Source organism: Pseudomonas sp. TWP3-1 (genome assembly GCF_049896625.1).
In the GTDB taxonomy this organism is placed as follows: domain Bacteria; phylum Pseudomonadota; class Gammaproteobacteria; order Pseudomonadales; family Pseudomonadaceae; genus Aquipseudomonas.
Map to the genome: position 1 here is coordinate 1 of NZ_JAFCUQ010000015.1, position 15,140 is coordinate 15,140.

Annotated in this window: 13 protein-coding genes; 6 read left to right on the top strand and 7 right to left on the bottom strand. The window is 59.9% G+C overall.

Annotated elements, in window-relative coordinates; translation table 11 throughout:
- The first annotated feature begins 220 nt into the window (after positions 1-220).
- The 3 genes from ACP7BN_RS19590 to ACP7BN_RS19600 are packed head-to-tail and all read left to right on the top strand — an operon-like array spanning position 221 to position 3,786.
- A complete protein-coding gene (locus tag ACP7BN_RS19590; protein WP_420650823.1) occupies positions 221-880 on the top strand; it encodes a paraquat-inducible protein A in 660 nt (219 codons plus the stop codon).
- Positions 867-1,490, top strand: a complete 624-nt coding sequence (locus ACP7BN_RS19595) for a paraquat-inducible protein A (protein WP_420650822.1) — start codon at positions 867-869, stop codon at positions 1,488-1,490. Before ACP7BN_RS19590 ends, ACP7BN_RS19595 begins: the two co-directional genes overlap by 14 nt.
- Entirely contained in the window at positions 1,483-3,786 is a 2,304-nt protein-coding gene (locus ACP7BN_RS19600) for an intermembrane transport protein PqiB (protein ID WP_426205717.1), read from the top strand. Before ACP7BN_RS19595 ends, ACP7BN_RS19600 begins: the two co-directional genes overlap by 8 nt.
- 208 nt (positions 3,787-3,994) lie before the next feature.
- Here ACP7BN_RS19600 and mksF read toward each other — a convergent pair whose 3' ends face one another.
- Genes mksF through mksB form a run of 3 tightly spaced genes read right to left on the bottom strand, consistent with a single transcriptional unit; the run spans position 3,995 to position 8,800 of the window.
- On the bottom strand, positions 3,995-6,835 hold the full coding sequence (mksF, locus tag ACP7BN_RS19605; protein WP_426205718.1) for an Mks condensin complex protein MksF: 2,841 nt from the start codon (positions 6,833-6,835) through the stop codon (positions 3,995-3,997).
- A complete protein-coding gene (gene mksE / locus ACP7BN_RS19610; RefSeq protein WP_426205719.1) occupies positions 6,832-7,533 on the bottom strand; it encodes an Mks condensin complex protein MksE in 702 nt (233 codons plus the stop codon). Before mksE ends, mksF begins: the two co-directional genes overlap by 4 nt.
- Complete coding sequence (mksB, locus tag ACP7BN_RS19615; RefSeq protein ID WP_420650818.1) at positions 7,523-8,800, bottom strand: Mks condensin complex protein MksB; 1,278 nt, start codon at positions 8,798-8,800, stop codon at positions 7,523-7,525. Before mksB ends, mksE begins: the two co-directional genes overlap by 11 nt.
- Positions 8,801-9,019: 219 nt before the next feature.
- Here mksB and ACP7BN_RS19620 point away from each other — a divergent pair, with 219 nt between their 5' ends.
- On the top strand, positions 9,020-9,763 hold the full coding sequence (locus tag ACP7BN_RS19620) for an energy transducer TonB (RefSeq protein WP_426205811.1): 744 nt from the start codon (positions 9,020-9,022) through the stop codon (positions 9,761-9,763).
- The gene (rimI, locus tag ACP7BN_RS19625; RefSeq protein WP_150592603.1) at positions 9,756-10,208 is read left to right on the top strand and encodes a ribosomal protein S18-alanine N-acetyltransferase; all 453 of its coding nucleotides are present in this window, start codon (positions 9,756-9,758) and stop codon (positions 10,206-10,208) included. Before ACP7BN_RS19620 ends, rimI begins: the two co-directional genes overlap by 8 nt.
- A 122-nt stretch (positions 10,209-10,330) precedes the next feature.
- Here rimI and ACP7BN_RS19630 read toward each other — a convergent pair whose 3' ends face one another.
- Positions 10,331-10,738 carry a serine kinase/phosphatase gene (locus ACP7BN_RS19630; protein ID WP_426205720.1) on the bottom strand — a complete coding sequence of 136 codons (408 nt, stop codon included), beginning with the start codon at positions 10,736-10,738 and terminating at the stop codon, positions 10,331-10,333.
- Between the two features lie 141 nt (positions 10,739-10,879).
- Between ACP7BN_RS19630 and can the strand changes: the two genes are divergently transcribed.
- A complete protein-coding gene (gene can, locus ACP7BN_RS19635; RefSeq protein WP_420650816.1) occupies positions 10,880-11,524 on the top strand; it encodes a carbonate dehydratase in 645 nt (214 codons plus the stop codon).
- Between the two features lie 9 nt (positions 11,525-11,533).
- Here can and ACP7BN_RS19640 read toward each other — a convergent pair whose 3' ends face one another.
- The 3 genes from ACP7BN_RS19640 to ACP7BN_RS19650 form a co-directional block, all read right to left on the bottom strand.
- The gene (locus ACP7BN_RS19640) at positions 11,534-12,058 is read right to left on the bottom strand and encodes a lysine methyltransferase (protein ID WP_426205721.1); all 525 of its coding nucleotides are present in this window, start codon (positions 12,056-12,058) and stop codon (positions 11,534-11,536) included.
- Positions 12,059-12,239: 181 nt separating this feature from the next.
- Entirely contained in the window at positions 12,240-13,412 is a 1,173-nt protein-coding gene (locus ACP7BN_RS19645) for a hypothetical protein (RefSeq protein ID WP_426205722.1), read from the bottom strand.
- Positions 13,413-13,555: 143 nt separating this feature from the next.
- Positions 13,556-14,974 (bottom strand): short-chain fatty acid transporter, encoded by a 1,419-nt coding sequence (locus ACP7BN_RS19650; RefSeq protein WP_420650813.1) that lies wholly within the window; start codon positions 14,972-14,974, stop codon positions 13,556-13,558.
- Between the last annotated feature and the right edge of the window lie 166 nt (positions 14,975-15,140).

A 15,140-nucleotide genomic window follows, 5' to 3' on the forward strand; every position in this document is an offset into this window, starting at 1 on the left:
TCAGCAGTGAAACGATGCATCGCCGATGGTAGTGTGGGGTTTCCCCATGTGAGAGTAGGTCATCGTCAAGATTAAATTCCGAAACCCCAATTGCGAAAGCAGTTGGGGTTTTGTTTTGCGCGCGGGAAAGTTTTTGCTGGTAATAGCGAACAAAATTGCACAGTTATTTTCGAAGCAGAACACTAGAATAGACCCCATCTTTTTCGGAGCCTGAGCCCTTATGTCAGATTCGGTTGACGCCCCCGGGCTGTCAGATTTACCGCTGGATGACTTGGTGGCCTGCCATGAGTGCGACTTGCTGATGCGCAAGCCCGAGCTTGCTCGCGGCGAGAAAGCCCTCTGCCCTCGCTGCGGCTATGAGCTATACGCCCATCGCCACAACGTGGTGCAACGCAGTCTGGCACTGGTCATCGCGGCACTGCTGCTGTACGTGCCGGCGAACTTTTTACCCATCATGCAACTCAATCTACTCGGACAATCGTCGCAAGACACCGTGTGGAGCGGCGTAGTCGGGCTGTTCAATACCGGCATGCAAGGTGTGTCAGTAATCGTGTTCTTGTGCAGCATGGCGATCCCGCTGCTCAAGCTTTTATGCCAATTGATGGTCCTGCTGACGATTCGTTTCAACGTCGGCCGCAGTTACGGTTTGCTGCTCTACCGCATTTATCACCACATGAAAGACTGGGGAATGCTTGAGGTTTACCTAATGGGCGTGCTGGTAGCGATCGTCAAACTGGCAGATATGGCAGCCATCACTGTCGGCCTCGGCCTGGCATGTTTTATCGGCTTGTTGTTGGTTCAGGTCTGGCTCGAAGTGGTGATGTCACCGCATCAGATCTGGCAGGCGTTATCAGGAGAAGATGCCCATGCGGGCGATTGATGCAGGCATTCTGATTTGTACCGAATGCCACGAATTGAACAAACAGGACGCCGGCACCGAAGAGCAGACCTGCACCCGCTGTGGTGCTTTGGTTCACGCCCGTCGCCCGAACAGTCTCGTTCGCACCTGGGCGCTGCTGATCACCGCCGCGATTCTATACATCCCGGCCAACGTGCTGCCGATCATGACTGTCAGCTCGTTGGGGCAAGGTGATCCAAGCACCATCATGTCCGGCGTGATCCAGTTGGTGCAGCACGGCATGATCCCGATCGCCGCCGTGGTATTCATCGCCAGTATTGTGGTGCCGACCTTCAAACTGGTGGGGATTGCGCTGCTGCTGTTTTCGGTGCAGCGCCGTCAGCCATTGTCAGCACGCCAGCGCATCTGGATGTACCGTTTCATCGAGTTCATCGGCCGCTGGTCGATGCTCGATATTTTTGTGATCGCCATTCTGGTGGCGGTCGTCAACTTCGGCCGGCTTGCCAGCGTCGAAGCCAATCTTGGCGCCATCGCCTTCGCCAGTGTGGTGATTCTGACGATGCTCGCCGCAGTAACTTTTGATCCCCGGCTGATTTGGGATAACACGGAGTCGGATGCCGACCATGACTGATTTGCCTGTAGCGAAAACCCGACCGGCCTCGAACTGGTCGGCCATTTGGGTCCTGCCCCTGATTGCGCTGATCATCGGCGGCTGGCTCGGCTGGCGTGCCTATAACGAAACCGGCATCGAGATTCAGGTGCGGTTCGAAAGCGGTGAAGGCATCCAGGCCAACAAGACCGAAGTGGTCTACAAAGGCATGTCGGTCGGCAAGGTCAAAACGCTCAAGCTCGATGACGAAGGCAACTCCAAAGGAGTGATCGCCACGGTCGAGATGAACAAGGACGTCGAGCAATACCTGAAGACCAGCACGCGTTTCTGGCTGGTCAAACCGAGCGTGACTCTCGCGGGTATCACCGGTCTGGAAACCCTTGTCTCCGGTAACTACGTGGCGATCAGCCCCGGCGAAGGCGAGCCGAGCCGCAAGTTCAAGGCGCTGGCCGAAGAGCCACCGCTGTCTGATTCCAAGCCCGGCCTGCACCTGACCATCAAGGCTGATCGCCTGGGTTCGCTGAACCGTGGCAGCCCGGTGTTCTACAAGCAGATCAAAGTCGGCCAGGTGAAAAGCTATCTGCTGTCGGAAGACCAGAGCACTGTCGAACTCAAAGTCTTCATCGAGCCGACCTACGCCAAACTGGTGCGCAAACACACGCGTTTCTGGAACGCCAGCGGCATCAGCATCGACGCCAACCTGTCCGGCGTCAAAGTCCGTAGCGAATCGCTGGCCAGCATCGTCGCCGGCGGTATTGCTTTCGCCACGCCGGAGAATCGCAAGGACAGTCCGCCGACCGATCCGAGCCTGCCGTTCCGTCTCTACGAAGACTTCGACGCTGCCGCCGCCGGTATCCGCATCAAGGTCAAACTCAGCGACTTCGAAGGTCTGCAAGCTGGCCGCACACCGGTCATGTACAAAGGCATCCAGGTCGGCAATCTGAAAGCGCTGAAGGTCGATCCGGACCTGAACAGCGCGACTGCCGAGCTTACCCTCGATCCATTGGCTGAAGATTATCTGGTCGACGGCACTCAGTTCTGGGTGGTCAAACCGTCGATTTCCCTAGCCGGTATCACCGGTCTCGAAGCTCTGGTGAAAGGCAACTACATCGCCGTGCGCCCGGGCGACAAAGGTGCTGCCCCGAAGCGTGAGTTCGAGGCACGGCCGAAAGCGCCGCCGCTGGATCTGCGCTCGCCCGGTCTGCACCTCGTGCTGTTCACGGAAAATCTCGGCTCGCTGGAGGTTGGCAGCCCGATTCTTTACAAGCAGGTCAAGGTCGGTTCGGTGCAGAGCTACCAGTTCTCGCGGACCAAAAAGCAGCTGGTCATCGGCGTTCACATCGAGAAAGAATACGAAGGTCTGGTCAACGCCTCGACGCGGTTCTGGAATGCCAGCGGCATTACGCTGACCGGCGGCTTGACCGGCGGCATCCAGGTGAAAAGCGAATCCCTGCAAAGCCTGATGGCTGGTGGTATCGCCTTTGAGACGCCGGAAGCCAAGGCGCCATTGCAGAAGCGTATTCCGCGCTTCCGCCTGTTCGCCAATCATGACGAAGCCAATCAAAAGGGTGCCGTTGTCACGATCAAGGTCGACCGCGCCGACGGTCTGCGCAGTGGCACGCCGGTGCGCTTCAAAGGGCTCGACGTAGGCAAGATCGAAAGCGTTGATCTAACCGATGATCTGCAATCGGTGATCCTCACCGCGCGAATTACCGAAGTGCCGGAGCGCATTGCCCGGGTCGGCAGTCAATTCTGGGTGGTCAAACCGGAGCTGGGTCTGATCAAGACTTCGAATCTGGAAACCCTGGTCACGGGGCAATATCTGGAAGTGCAGCCAGCCGCGAAGAACCTCGGGCCGCAGAAGAACTTCGTCGCACTGGCCAGTCCGCCGGAAGTCATCAAACAGGAAGCCGGTTTGAGTCTGGTATTGAGCGCCGCGCGTCGAGGTTCGCTGAAGCCGGGCGTGCCGGTTACTTACCGCGAAATCACTGTGGGCAAAGTCACTGGTTATGAACTCGGGCAAACTGCCGACCGCGTATTGGTGCACATTTTGATCGAGCCGAAATACGCGCCACTGGTGCGCGGCGGTACGCGGTTCTGGAACACCAGCGGTGTCGGTTTCGATATCGGCCTGTTCCAGGGCTTGACGGTCCGTACGGAGTCTCTGGAAACCGCGATTCAGGGCGGCATCGCATTTGCCACACCGGACGGCGAGCGGATGGGGAATCCGGCTCGCGCAGAGCAGACGTTCCCGCTGTTCGACAAGTTTGAAGATGAATGGCTGACCTGGGCGCCGAAGATCTCCCTCGGTAAGTAACCTCAAGGTTATTCGGCGTCTGGAAGGACGCCATCGCTGGCAAGCCAGCTCCCACAGTGATTGGCGGTGTACACAAACCCTGTGCTCGACACAAAACCTGTGGGAGCTGGCTTGCCAGCGATGAGGGCCTGAAACTCAGCACAAATCCCAAGCCATAAAAAAGGGCCGCGATCCCATCCGATCGCGGCCCTTTTTTTGCGCGTGTCAGTTAAACCGCATCCAGCTCCGGTTCATCCGCTGCAACATTCACAGTGGCCTTCACAACATCATGCCGACGGATGTACTTCCAGTCCGACTCATCGATGTAGATCCCGGCCGGACCGCTGCCACCTTCAAGGTCAATCGCAACACTGGCGCAGACCTGCGGCTTCACGCTCGCCAGAATCGGCACGAAGCCCAGTTGCAGGCTGGTTTCCAGCAAGGCTGCCTGGTTTTTCTCGTCGATGTCCGCCGCCTCGTCGAGGTAGTACGGCAGGCGCACGCGGCCGGCGAGGTCGCGATCCATCAAGTGCAGCAACAAGTACATGTTGGTCAGCGCCTTGATCGTCATGGTGGTGCCGTTGGACGCCGCGCCATCGATGTCGGTGTGGATAACCGGCTGGCCATTGACCTTGGTGATCTCGAACGCAAGCTCGAACAAGTCTTTGAGACCGAGCTGGTTGTGGTTAGCCGCAACCAGTCGTGCCAGATACTCCTTGGCCTCTTCGTTCTTGTTGTCCTGCTCCGCGCTCTGGCTCAGGTCGAACACCGACAGGGTCTCGCCTTCTTCGTACTGACCGGCACTGTGGATGATCTGGTCAATGTGCTTGAGCGCTTCCTTGTTCGGCGCCAGCACAATGCGGAAGCTTTGCAGGTTCGAGACCTGACGCTTGTTGATCTCGCGGTTGAACAGCGCCAGTTGATGCTCGAGGCTGTCGTAGTCGCTGCGGATGTTGCGCAGGGTTCGCGCGATATCGGTGACCGCTGCACGCCGCGCCTTGCCCAAGGTCAGGGCCTCATCGGTGCGGTGCGCGTAAGCGTTGATCAGCAGCGACAGACGGCGCTCCATGTCGTCTTCGCTGTCGAACTTGGCCACGCCTTTCAGACGCACCTGCGCATACAACGCTTCGATCTGACCGTCCGCGCGCAACAAACCCTGCCAACTGTCCTGATAGTCGTTGAGCAGCGGCAGCAGGTTGTCCATTGAGTCGTCAACCGGATCCATGAACGGCGTACCGAACGGCAGATCCGCCGGCAACAACTGACGACGACGCAGTGCATCGTCGAGGGTCCGTTGCTTGGCTTCCATGTCGGCGATCTGGCGGCCGACCAGTTGCAGCTTGGCCGACAGTTGCTGGACGCGCTCGGTGAACGCGTCGCTGGAACGCTTGAGCTCGTCCTGCGCCGCTTCCATCTGTGCCAGTTGCTCGAGTTTGTCACCTTCTTCGGCGCTCAGAGTCTGCGCGCGGCGGAAGTCTTCCAGTGCTTTCTGCGCATCCAGCACTTGCTGATACAGCGCTTCGGTCTGAGTCTTGCTCGCGGCGCGGTCGGCAGCCACGGCTTGTTGGGTTTTCAGTTGCTTGAGTTCTTTGTCCAGACGCTCCTTCTGATCGCGCAGTGCGGCACGGTCGGCCAGCGCTTGCAGAGCGGGCGGCTCGATATTCGACAGGTCGATCGACAGCCCCGGCACTTCGAAGCGCTCGCCTTTGAACGCGTCGAGAATCAGCTCCATGGATTTCACCCACTCGCCGTTCTCGTCGAGGGTGATGCCGTGTTCGCCCAGCGGCAGGCTGAACAGCGCGCTGTTGAACAGGCGCATCAGGCGCTCGACGTCCTGCTGCGAAAACTCTTCACGCAGACGGGCGTAGCTGTTGTTGTCGGCGTGATCGAGTTGCTGCTTGACCGACTTCAGGCGTTTTTCCAGATCGCGCAGGCGCTCTTCCAGATCCTCGGCGCTGAACTGGCGGGACTGCGCGAGCGCACCGGCCAGTTCATCGTGAGCATCCTTGGCCGCCAACAGTTGCTGCTCCAGCACTTTGACGTCATCGACCAGCGCGAAACGATTCTTCAGCACCGACAGTTCGCCGAGCCAGCGCTGGATGCCGGAGATTTCCCGCTCCAGACGCATCAGTTCCTGGGTACCGCCACGCTGATCGTTTTGCAGACTGTCCTGCTCGCCACGGTAGTGCTCGGCCTGAATCGTCAGCTCTTCCTTGCGCGCACCGGCGTAATCCGACCAGGTACCGAGCAGCGAGTCGAGCAGCGGCGAAAGGCGATGCAATTTGCCGCGCAGCAGATCGCGCTGTTTCACGCCATTGGCCAAGGCTTCGACCAACGGGCCGGCGGCGACCAGCGAGTTGTAGTCCTGCTCCATGCGGCGTACGTCGCGGAAGGCTTCTTCGCACGCGGCAATATAATCAACGCTACCGGAACGCAGGCTGTGCTCGAAGGCGTCGAGGAACAATTGCTTGAGTTTGGCCGCGGTGATTTCACGCATGTGCAGCAGGTTGATGAACAGCGCGCGGAAGGTCTTCAGGCTCTGCTCGCTGGTGGAGCGCAGCGGGATCAGGGTCAGGTCGAGCGGAATCGAAGTGTGACCGCCAACCAGCAAACGGCGCAGTTCATCTGGCTTGAGTTCGTAAGCCTTCAGGCCTTCGCGCTCAAGGTTGTTGAACAGCTCTTTCTGGCGCAGGCAGGTGTCATCTTTCTGGTAATGCGCGAGATCCAGTTTGCCGGCGTAAGCGAAGAACTGGTGGCCGAAACCGCCGCCCGGGCCACGACCGACCACGCCAATCACGTGCGGCCCGTGCGGTAGATTGACCTCGACCAGGATGTAACTGGTATCCGAGGCAAAGTAGAAGCGCCGCGATTGTTCCAGGCTGTACTTGCCGAAACTCATGTCCGACATGCGCGCCAGAATCGGGAACTGCAAGGCGTTGATCGAGGCGGATTTACCGAGGTTATTCGCGCCGTAAACCGACAGCGGTTCTTCCAGCGGGAACAGGCCTAGGCTGTAACCGGCGGTGTTCAAAAGGGCGAAGCGGCGGATGCCGTAGCGTTCCTGGCTCATGCGTCGGTCTCCTGTTCTTCGGCAATGGCGCGGGCCAGTGCGTCTTCTTCGCTCTCTTCGGAAAATTCGCTCAAATCGAGCGGATCGTCAGTTTCCAGCAATCGGGCATCAGCTTCATCGTCGATCAGCACCGGAACCGGCAGCGGCAGAACGCTGTGCACGCTGGCCGCCAGATCGCGGTCTTGTTGCACCGACAGGCACACGTCGAGGAAACGGTGCATCGGCGGCAGGAAACGGTACACGCCGTTCTCTTCACCAGCGAAACCGAGCTGGGTCATGCGGCGCATGATTTTTTCTTCCAACTCTTCAACGGTCTGCACTTCGGCCTGAATGAACAGGTCGCGATATTTTTCCAGCAGCGATGGCAATTCATCGCGGCCGAGGCTGCCGCCGTCGAGCACGGCAATCGGGTCGCGGCCCTGATCGGCCAGATGCTCGACCACGATAAAGGTGAACAGCGCCAGACGCTGCGCAGTCTTGTTCACCGCCGCAGCGGCCAGGTCTGGCACGAAGTAGTAGAAACCACGGGTGTCGCAGACCAGTTCAAACCCCAGCGCCTTGAACAGCGTGCGGTACTGATCCTGGAAGTTCGACAATTGCGCGTACAGCTCCGGGTCGCGGCGGCTGACGTGGTAGCCCTTGAACAGCTCGCGGAAGATCGGCGCGAGTTGGGACAGTTCGGATAGATCAAGATGCATTGGGGATGCTCGCAGAATCCTCGGCGGCGGGGTCGCGGGCCGAGAGCAGGGCGAAGGAGCGCAGGCTGACCTGGTGCTCATGAGTGTGGTAATCGCGGCGTTCCAGACGCTCGCGTTTGAAGCGTTTTTCCCGCGACAGGCGCGAGAACCAATAAAGCAATTCGTCGGTGGCGCCGTCCGGTTCCTGTTCCAGCAGCCAGACCATCAAATCCGGCATCGGCAAGGCGTCTTCGCAGCGCTCGAGCATCTCGCGCACGGTGCGCGGCGCGCGTGGCGCTTCACCTTTGTGAGTCTTGTGCGCCTTGGGGAAACGCGCCGGTTTCGGCTCGAAACGCGCAAGGGCGTAGACGTAGGCTTCGACCTGACTGGCGCTGCCGAGGAAGGTGCTTTGCGGTCGGGTGAACAGCGGCATCGCAGCTTGCGGCACGGCGTCGATGCCTTTACGGCGGATCGCCGCGAGTGCCAGTGCGGCGCCACGGGTCACGGCGTTGTGCCGGCGCGCTTCTTCACGCAACGGCAGCAGCAATTCGCGGGCGTGACGCAGGGTCAACTGGGCGCTGGTCTGCATTTCGAGGATGCGCGCGTGGGTGCGCAGCAGCATGTCGTCATCCACCAGATGGCCGAGGCGTTGCTGTTCGCTGAGCATTTTCAGCAGCACGTTTTCGACCTTGCGCACGCCTTGCTCGAAGGCGCCGTCGGCATTCACCAGATCGATCATCGGTTCGACGTATTCGTCCCAGGTCGCCAGCACTTCAGCGTAGCGCTGACGCAGCGGGATCTGCCGGTCGCTGGTCTTGGCCCGTTCAGCCACGGCCACCAGCGCCTGCTCGTCGTTGTCGAGTTTCTTCAATACGTCGCGCACGCGCATGTCGAGCAAGCGCAACTGGCGCGCCAGATCGTTGCCATCGCGGATGTCGAACGCGTCCTGAATGTAACCGGCCAGACGTTCGAGATGGCGCAGGTAGGCTTCAATCTCCAGGCACAGACCGAGACGGTGCTCGCGGCGCAGGTAGGCGAGAAAGTCGTGAATCTGCGCGTTCAGCTCGAAACGGTTCGGGCTTTTCGCCACGGGTACCAGAATGTCGAGACGAATCCACACGTCGAGCAGGCTGGTGATGTCCTGCGGCGTGCTGTCGAGTTGTTGGGCGGCCAGTTGCGTGCGCAGTTCGTTGAGGCTCAGTGTGCCTTGGTCGAAGTGCTCGCACAGTGGCTCCAGAAGTGCCCAGTGTTCAGCGAGGGCGCGCAAGACGCGCTTGGGTTCGATCATCGGAATGGCCGGCTGGTTGGCGATTAAAAGCCGCGATTGTACTGCATCACGGAGGATGCGATTCACTCTCGGGACGGGCTGTCGCTTTTCTTTGCGTCAAAGGTATCGATCAACCGCAAGCGATCTTCAGCGAAGGGCGGTAGAATCGGCGCACTTCAGTTATCCACAAGTGGCCGACCCTTGCTTATCGAGTCCCGCCGCCGCGCCTATTTGAACGCCATGCAGGTGGTCAACTGGCTGCCGCGCACCGAATTGCCCTTCGCCGCACCGTCGCGGCCCGAGCTGCTGGAAATCCTCGAACCTGAGGTTGTGGCGCCGCCGATTCCGGCTGCGCAGGCCGAAGCTCCGGTGCAGCCGGTCGCGCGCCCGGCGGAGCGGGCGAAGATCGAAGTGCCGCGTCCGACGCCGTCCACCGCTCGTCCGACGAAAGCGGTCGAGTCTGTGGACGACGCGCCCGTGGTCGCCAAACCGGCGCCGGTGCCGCCGCCACGTTTTGCCCTGCAGTTGCTGCGCGCCGGTAAATGTCTGCTGCTGGTGGAGTTACCCACAGGCGATTCTTTCCAGACTCGCGATCCTGCCTATCTGTTGCTCAAGGACATGCTGCGTGCCGCCGGTCTGCCGGATGCGCCGCAGATCGTTGGCGAGCCAGTGCGCTGGCCATTGCTGGTGCGCGGCAACATGGATCAAGGTCCGGAAGCGGCGCGGGATTTCGTGCAAGGCTTCCTTTCAGTACAAATGGAAACCGCACCTTGCGCCTGCCTGTGGTTGATCGGCCTGCCCGCAGTACGTTTTGCTGGCGAGGTAGACGCCGAGGCGTTCAACAATGAATTGCAGATCGAAGGTCTGGGTACGGCATGGGCCGTTCCGGGGCTGGAATTATTGATGGAAGAGCCACAGCGCAAAGCCGCCGTGTGGCAAGCCATGCGTCGGCTGATGGCGCGCTGGAAAGAATCGAATGAGTGACGCTGTAACGTTCCGCCCGATGACCGAAGCCGATCTCGACGCTGTGTTGAAAATCGAGTTCGCGGCCTATAGCCATCCTTGGACGCGGGGGATTTTTCTCGATGGCTTGGGCAAATACCAGATCTGGCTGATGTTCGAAGGCCAGCAGCAGGTTGGCCACGGCGTGGTGCAGATCATCCTGGATGAGGCGCACCTGCTGAACATCACGGTCAAACCGGAAAATCAGGGGCGCGGGCTGGGACTGACGTTGCTTGAACATCTGATGTCGCGCGCTTATGCGGCTGAGGCGCGTGAGTGTTTTCTGGAAGTGCGTGACAGTAATCGCTCGGCGTTTCGCTTGTATGAGCGTTACGGCTTCAACGAGATTGGCCGGCGTCGGGATTACTATCCGGCGGTCGGTGGGCGCGAAGATGCCGTGGTCATGGCCTGCACCCTCGTCGATTGACCTAAAAACATCGCGGGCAAGCCCGCTCCCACAGATGTCGAGTTGCACGCACCTTCTGTGAACGACTCAAAACCCTGTGGGAGCGGGCTTGCCCGCGATGGCGTCCAATCAGGCGCTGGAGATCAGCGATTGCCATCCAACGGTTCACGCCGCGCCAGCTCTGCTTCATCCAGGCCATTGCCGCCGCCGATGTCATCTTCATCGACCACGCTCAAATCCCAATCTGCCGGATTATCTTCCCCGGATTCGTCCGCATCCCTGGCGCCATCCTCGCGAATCAGCGTTTCCGGACTCAGATCATCGTCGGTGTTTTCATGGTCAGAAGTGGATGCGCCAGTGAGTCCCGCTTCGCGTACACGTTCGGCCGGCATCAAGCGCTCACGCTCCCCCTCTGGCAACTCATCGCCAATCTTCGCACCCGGCTCATCGCCGTCATCAAAATCCAGCTCCCGCACTGAGCCCATGCGGTCTTCGTTATCATCGATCGGCTCGGGTTGCACCGCATCGTACGGACGTCGTGAATCAGTCATGGTAATTCCTCACACTGTGGGCCTTACTAGGTGGACTCACCGGGCTCACGAGAAATTCCAACGAAATCACCGACAATCCTTGCGTGACCCCAAAGGGTGGTCGTCTGTCATACCTGCGCATCTTTCTTGAGGGCTCACAGCATGAACGAATTACAAGACCTGATTGATAACAACGAACGTTGGGCCGAGGCGATCAAGCAGGAAGATCCGGACTTTTTCTCCAAGCTGGCTCGCCAACAGACCCCTGAGTATCTGTGGATCGGCTGCTCCGATGCACGGGTGCCGGCCAACGAAATCGTCGGCATGCTGCCGGGCGATCTGTTCGTGCACCGTAACGTGGCCAACGTAGTGCTGCACACCGACCTCAATTGCCTGTCGGTGATTCAGTACGCAGTCGACGTGCTCAAGGTCAAACACATCCTGGTCACCGGCCACTACGGCTGCGGCGGCGTGCGTGCATCGATGCAGGATCGTCAGCTCGGCCTGATCGACGGCTGGCTGCGTTCGATCCGCGATCTGTACTACGAGAAGCGCGAAGAGCTGGCCAAGCTGCCTACCGAAGAGGAGCAAGTTGATCGCCTGTGCGAACTCAACGTGATCCAGCAAGTGGCCAACGTTGGCCACACCAGCATTGTGCAGAACGCCTGGCATCGCGGACAGAGCCTGTCGATCCACGGCTGCATCTACGGGATCAAGGACGGGCGCTGGAAAAGCCTCAACGCGACGATCAGTGGTCCTGAGCAACTGCCGCCGCAGTATCGTTTGCGTCCGGTTGGCGCGCCGTAAGTCCGCGGTTTAGCGAAAACCTTGCCGCCGCCAATCCTGCAAAAAGCGCTGACCCTCGGCGTTGGGTGTTTCATCGAAGCCGCAGATCCACCCGCGACAGTGTGACGAGCCGCAATCGCAGGCAAACTGGTGCAGCAGTTTGTCCTCGGTAGCGGCGTAGTCCATGGTCAGCGAGTCGCCTGGGTGAATGTCGATCAGCGCCCACAGCCACAATTCGCTAAGGTCGAGAAACACGTTTGGATAGCAGGAATGTCTGAACAGTCCAAAAAAGCGCGGATCGTAAATATGGATGCCCGGCGCCATTTGTCGGGAAAGTCGGCAACGGTACGGCACCAACTGTCCCGAAACCCTGCACATGCGGCTGATGCGCAAAAACTCTCGGCACGCAACGACGTTCATGGCTTTGCCTTGGCCATCGCGCACGATGCTGAAATCTTCGCTGGAGGGAAATCCCAAGCGAACCGAGAGCCTGGCAGATGGGTAGATCCCTTCCGAAGCCGGGGGCGGACGACCTTGTAGCGCGACAGTATTCATAACGATCCCTGTCCTGGGAGTGTTGCGACTTCCGTAGGCTGACGTCCTGTCAGTCCTGCAACACAGTTATTGGATCCAAGAATCCCCTATACGGAATCAACGGTCTACTGTCAGATCTGACAGGCGTGAAAGACGACTTCCCGCGTCAGCCTGAGCTGACACGGGAAGGCAGCGTCACGTATCAGATATGCGGTGCCGGAACTGCCGACTCCGGCAGTGGCGATGTGAGTTGTTGCAGTTGGGCCTTAATTGGCGGGGTCGCGCACGTAGCCGCCGCCTGTACGTCCGTCGAATGCCGTATCGAGGTGTAGAACAGCTCGCAGGTTTTGACCTTTTGCGTCACTTGCCAGGTCTGCGTGCAGCTGTTCAGCAGGGTTTTCGGATCGCTCCCCGGTTTACTGCCCATCCCCGCTTGCCAGCAGGCAGCGCTCAGATCCTGGCCCATCACTTTCAAACCGGCTGCGTCAGCCTTGGCCTGGGCATCGTCGCCGGTGTAGCTCTCAGGATCAGCGACGTACCAGATGTAACTCGGGTGGTTCGAACCGAGCACCGGCACTTTCACCCCCGCGCTCGGGCTGATGGTCGCCAGACCGAGCACGCTCACGGTCGGCCCGTATTGTTGCTTGATCCAGTTGCGCACCGGCGCACCAAACGCAACCATCGGCAGCACGGTACCGCGGGCGTTCTGGCTGACCTGCTTGACCATCGTGGTCTGATAGTCCTTGAAGTAGTCGTAGGTGCCTTCCAGATCCTTGCCCGCGTTGGCAGGCGCAGCAATCGGCGCGATGTCGATGATGGTCTGATAGGCCGGAGTCTGGTCGGCCGGGATGCCGTTGTCGGTCAGCAGATCGGCCCAGCGGTCGGTGGTATTCGAGCGCAGATAATCCTGTGCTTGAGTCAGCGAGTAATCCGGTGGGAAGTGCAACAGTTCGACACTCTTGCGGTTTTCCAGCGCCATGCCCAGCGGAAGGAACAGATACCAGTTGAAGGCCCACTTGCCATCGGCATTCAGTTTGCTGGCGCCGGTGTAGGCCAGATCCCCGGCGTCCAGCAGCGCCGCCAAGGGTTTTTCGTAGCCCTTGGGCACGCCGGTGATTTCGGCATAGAGCTGGTCGTTATCGGTTTTCACCAGCACTTTCGCGTCGGGGTAACCGTCGCGCTGCACGCTCTGACTCAAGTAATGCGTGACAGTCTGCTCCAGCGTCCAGTTACGGAAGCAGATCACGCTGCAATTGTTTGGATACGCGAAGAGGCGGGTAACGCGCTCGGTGCTGCCCAGTTTCAGGTCGACATCGGCGTGGGCGGCGGCGCTCAGTGTGAGCGCGGCCAAGGAGAGTCCTGCGAGTTTGAACATGCTCAGATCCTTTTCAGCGTGAGTCCCGGTTGCGGGGCGGGTACATACTGAAACCAGGGATGCGCAGCGGTCTAGTGGGCAGAGTCGAAAAGAATCGTCAGCCATGGCTGGCGCCTGTTGCTGAACAGGCTCCATTCCTTTGCTTACGGCATCACCGGCGGCGTATACGCCAATGTCGTGCCCAGCGCCCACAACAGCAGCAGCACCAGCGGCGTGTGCACCAGCAACTGCACGAATGAGAAGCCGATCAGATCCCGCGCCTTCAACCCCAGCACGCCAAGCAGCGGCAGCATGTAGAACGGGTTGATCAGGTTCGGCAACGCTTCGGCGGCGTTATATATCTGCACCGCCCAGCCGAGGTGATAGTTGAGGTCGTTGGCAACCTGCATCACGTACGGCGCTTCGATGATCCACTTGCCGCCGCCGGACGGAATGAAAAAGCCGAGAATCGCCGAGTAAACACCCATCAGCAGCGCATAGGTGTCGTGCGACGCGATGCTGACGAAGAAGGTCGAGATGTGATGCGCCAGCGTCTGCGCGTCAGTGCCTTTGACCGTGGTCATCAGCGCGGCAATCGAGCCGTACAGCGGGAACTGGATCAGAACGCCCGTGGTGGTCGGCACCGCGCGCGACACCGCATCGAGGAAGCTGCGCGGGCGCCAGTGCAGCAGTGCGCCGAGCATGATGAACAGGAAGTTGTAAGTGTTGAGTCCGGAAATCGCTGAAATCGCCGGTTTGGTCGAGAACTCATGAAACAGCCATCCCGCTGCCAGCAGCACCAGCAGAATGATCAGCAGCGGACTGTGTTCCAGCCACTCACCCGGACGCGTGCGCGGTTGCAGCGGCGGCAGGTTGAACGCCGGGTCGATGCCGCAGGCCTTGGCGTCACGCGCCGAGTTCGGGCCGGGCGCGGTGGCGTAGGCGATGATGATCGACACGACCACCAGCGCCAGCAGCATCACCCCGGACTGCCAAAGGAAAATCGTCTGGGTGAATGGAATCACCCCGGTGATCGACAGAATCGATGGCGGCAGACTGGCCGGGTTGGCCTGCAACTGCGCGGCGGAGGACGACAAACCCAGCGCCCACACCGCGCCAAGCCCCAGATAGGCAGCGGCACCGGCGGCGCGGTAATCCATTTTCAGATCGGTGCGGCGGGCAAGGGCGCGCACCAGCAAGCCGCCGAATACCAGCGACAAGCCCCAGTTCAACAGCGACGCGACCATCGAAATCAACGCGACCCAAGCCACGGCGGAGCGGCCGTTTTTCGGGATGCGCGCCAGGCGGTCGATGAGTTTCACGGCCGGTGGCGAGCTGGCGACCACGTAACCGCCGATCACCACGAAGGCCATTTGCATGGTGAACGGGATCAGGCTCCAGAAGCCGTCACCGAAGGCCATCGCGGCAGCGGTCGGTTTGGCGCCCATGGCCAAGGTGGCCAGCGCCACGATGATCACCGCCAGCGCGGCGAATACCCACGAATCGGGAAACCAGCGTTCGGCAAAACTTGAACAGCGCAAGGCAAAGCGCGCAGAGCGGCTATCTTCGATATCAACGGCCACGGGAGTACCTCGGATTTTTATGTTTATTGTGGTCTTGAGGGCGCAACAGGCCCGTCAGACAGGCGCCAACAGTAAATCAACCGAGGTTTTTTTGTGACTGCGTTTTGCCGATTCGTGACTATGGTCTAACGGGTTGTCCACCGGCGCATTTGCGTAGACCATGTGC

Bases quoted from the DNA above. Each gene is read 5' to 3' on its own strand.
- ACP7BN_RS19600 (WP_426205717.1), top strand. From the start codon at position 1,483: ATGACTGATTTGCCTGTAGCGAAAACCCGACCGGCCTCGAACTGGTCG.
- ACP7BN_RS19595 (WP_420650822.1), top strand. From the start codon at position 867: ATGCGGGCGATTGATGCAGGCATTCTGATTTGTACCGAATGCCACGAA.
- ACP7BN_RS19640 (WP_426205721.1), bottom strand. From the start codon at position 12,058: ATGAATACTGTCGCGCTACAAGGTCGTCCGCCCCCGGCTTCGGAAGGG.
- can (WP_420650816.1), top strand. From the start codon at position 10,880: ATGAACGAATTACAAGACCTGATTGATAACAACGAACGTTGGGCCGAG.
- ACP7BN_RS19590 (WP_420650823.1), top strand. From the start codon at position 221: ATGTCAGATTCGGTTGACGCCCCCGGGCTGTCAGATTTACCGCTGGAT.
- ACP7BN_RS19620 (WP_426205811.1), top strand. From the start codon at position 9,020: ATGCAGGTGGTCAACTGGCTGCCGCGCACCGAATTGCCCTTCGCCGCA.
- ACP7BN_RS19645 (WP_426205722.1), bottom strand. From the start codon at position 13,412: ATGTTCAAACTCGCAGGACTCTCCTTGGCCGCGCTCACACTGAGCGCC.
- ACP7BN_RS19630 (WP_426205720.1), bottom strand. From the start codon at position 10,738: ATGACTGATTCACGACGTCCGTACGATGCGGTGCAACCCGAGCCGATC.
- rimI (WP_150592603.1), top strand. From the start codon at position 9,756: ATGAGTGACGCTGTAACGTTCCGCCCGATGACCGAAGCCGATCTCGAC.
- mksF (WP_426205718.1), bottom strand. From the start codon at position 6,835: ATGAGCCAGGAACGCTACGGCATCCGCCGCTTCGCCCTTTTGAACACC.
- mksB (WP_420650818.1), bottom strand. From the start codon at position 8,800: ATGATCGAACCCAAGCGCGTCTTGCGCGCCCTCGCTGAACACTGGGCA.
- mksE (WP_426205719.1), bottom strand. From the start codon at position 7,533: ATGCATCTTGATCTATCCGAACTGTCCCAACTCGCGCCGATCTTCCGC.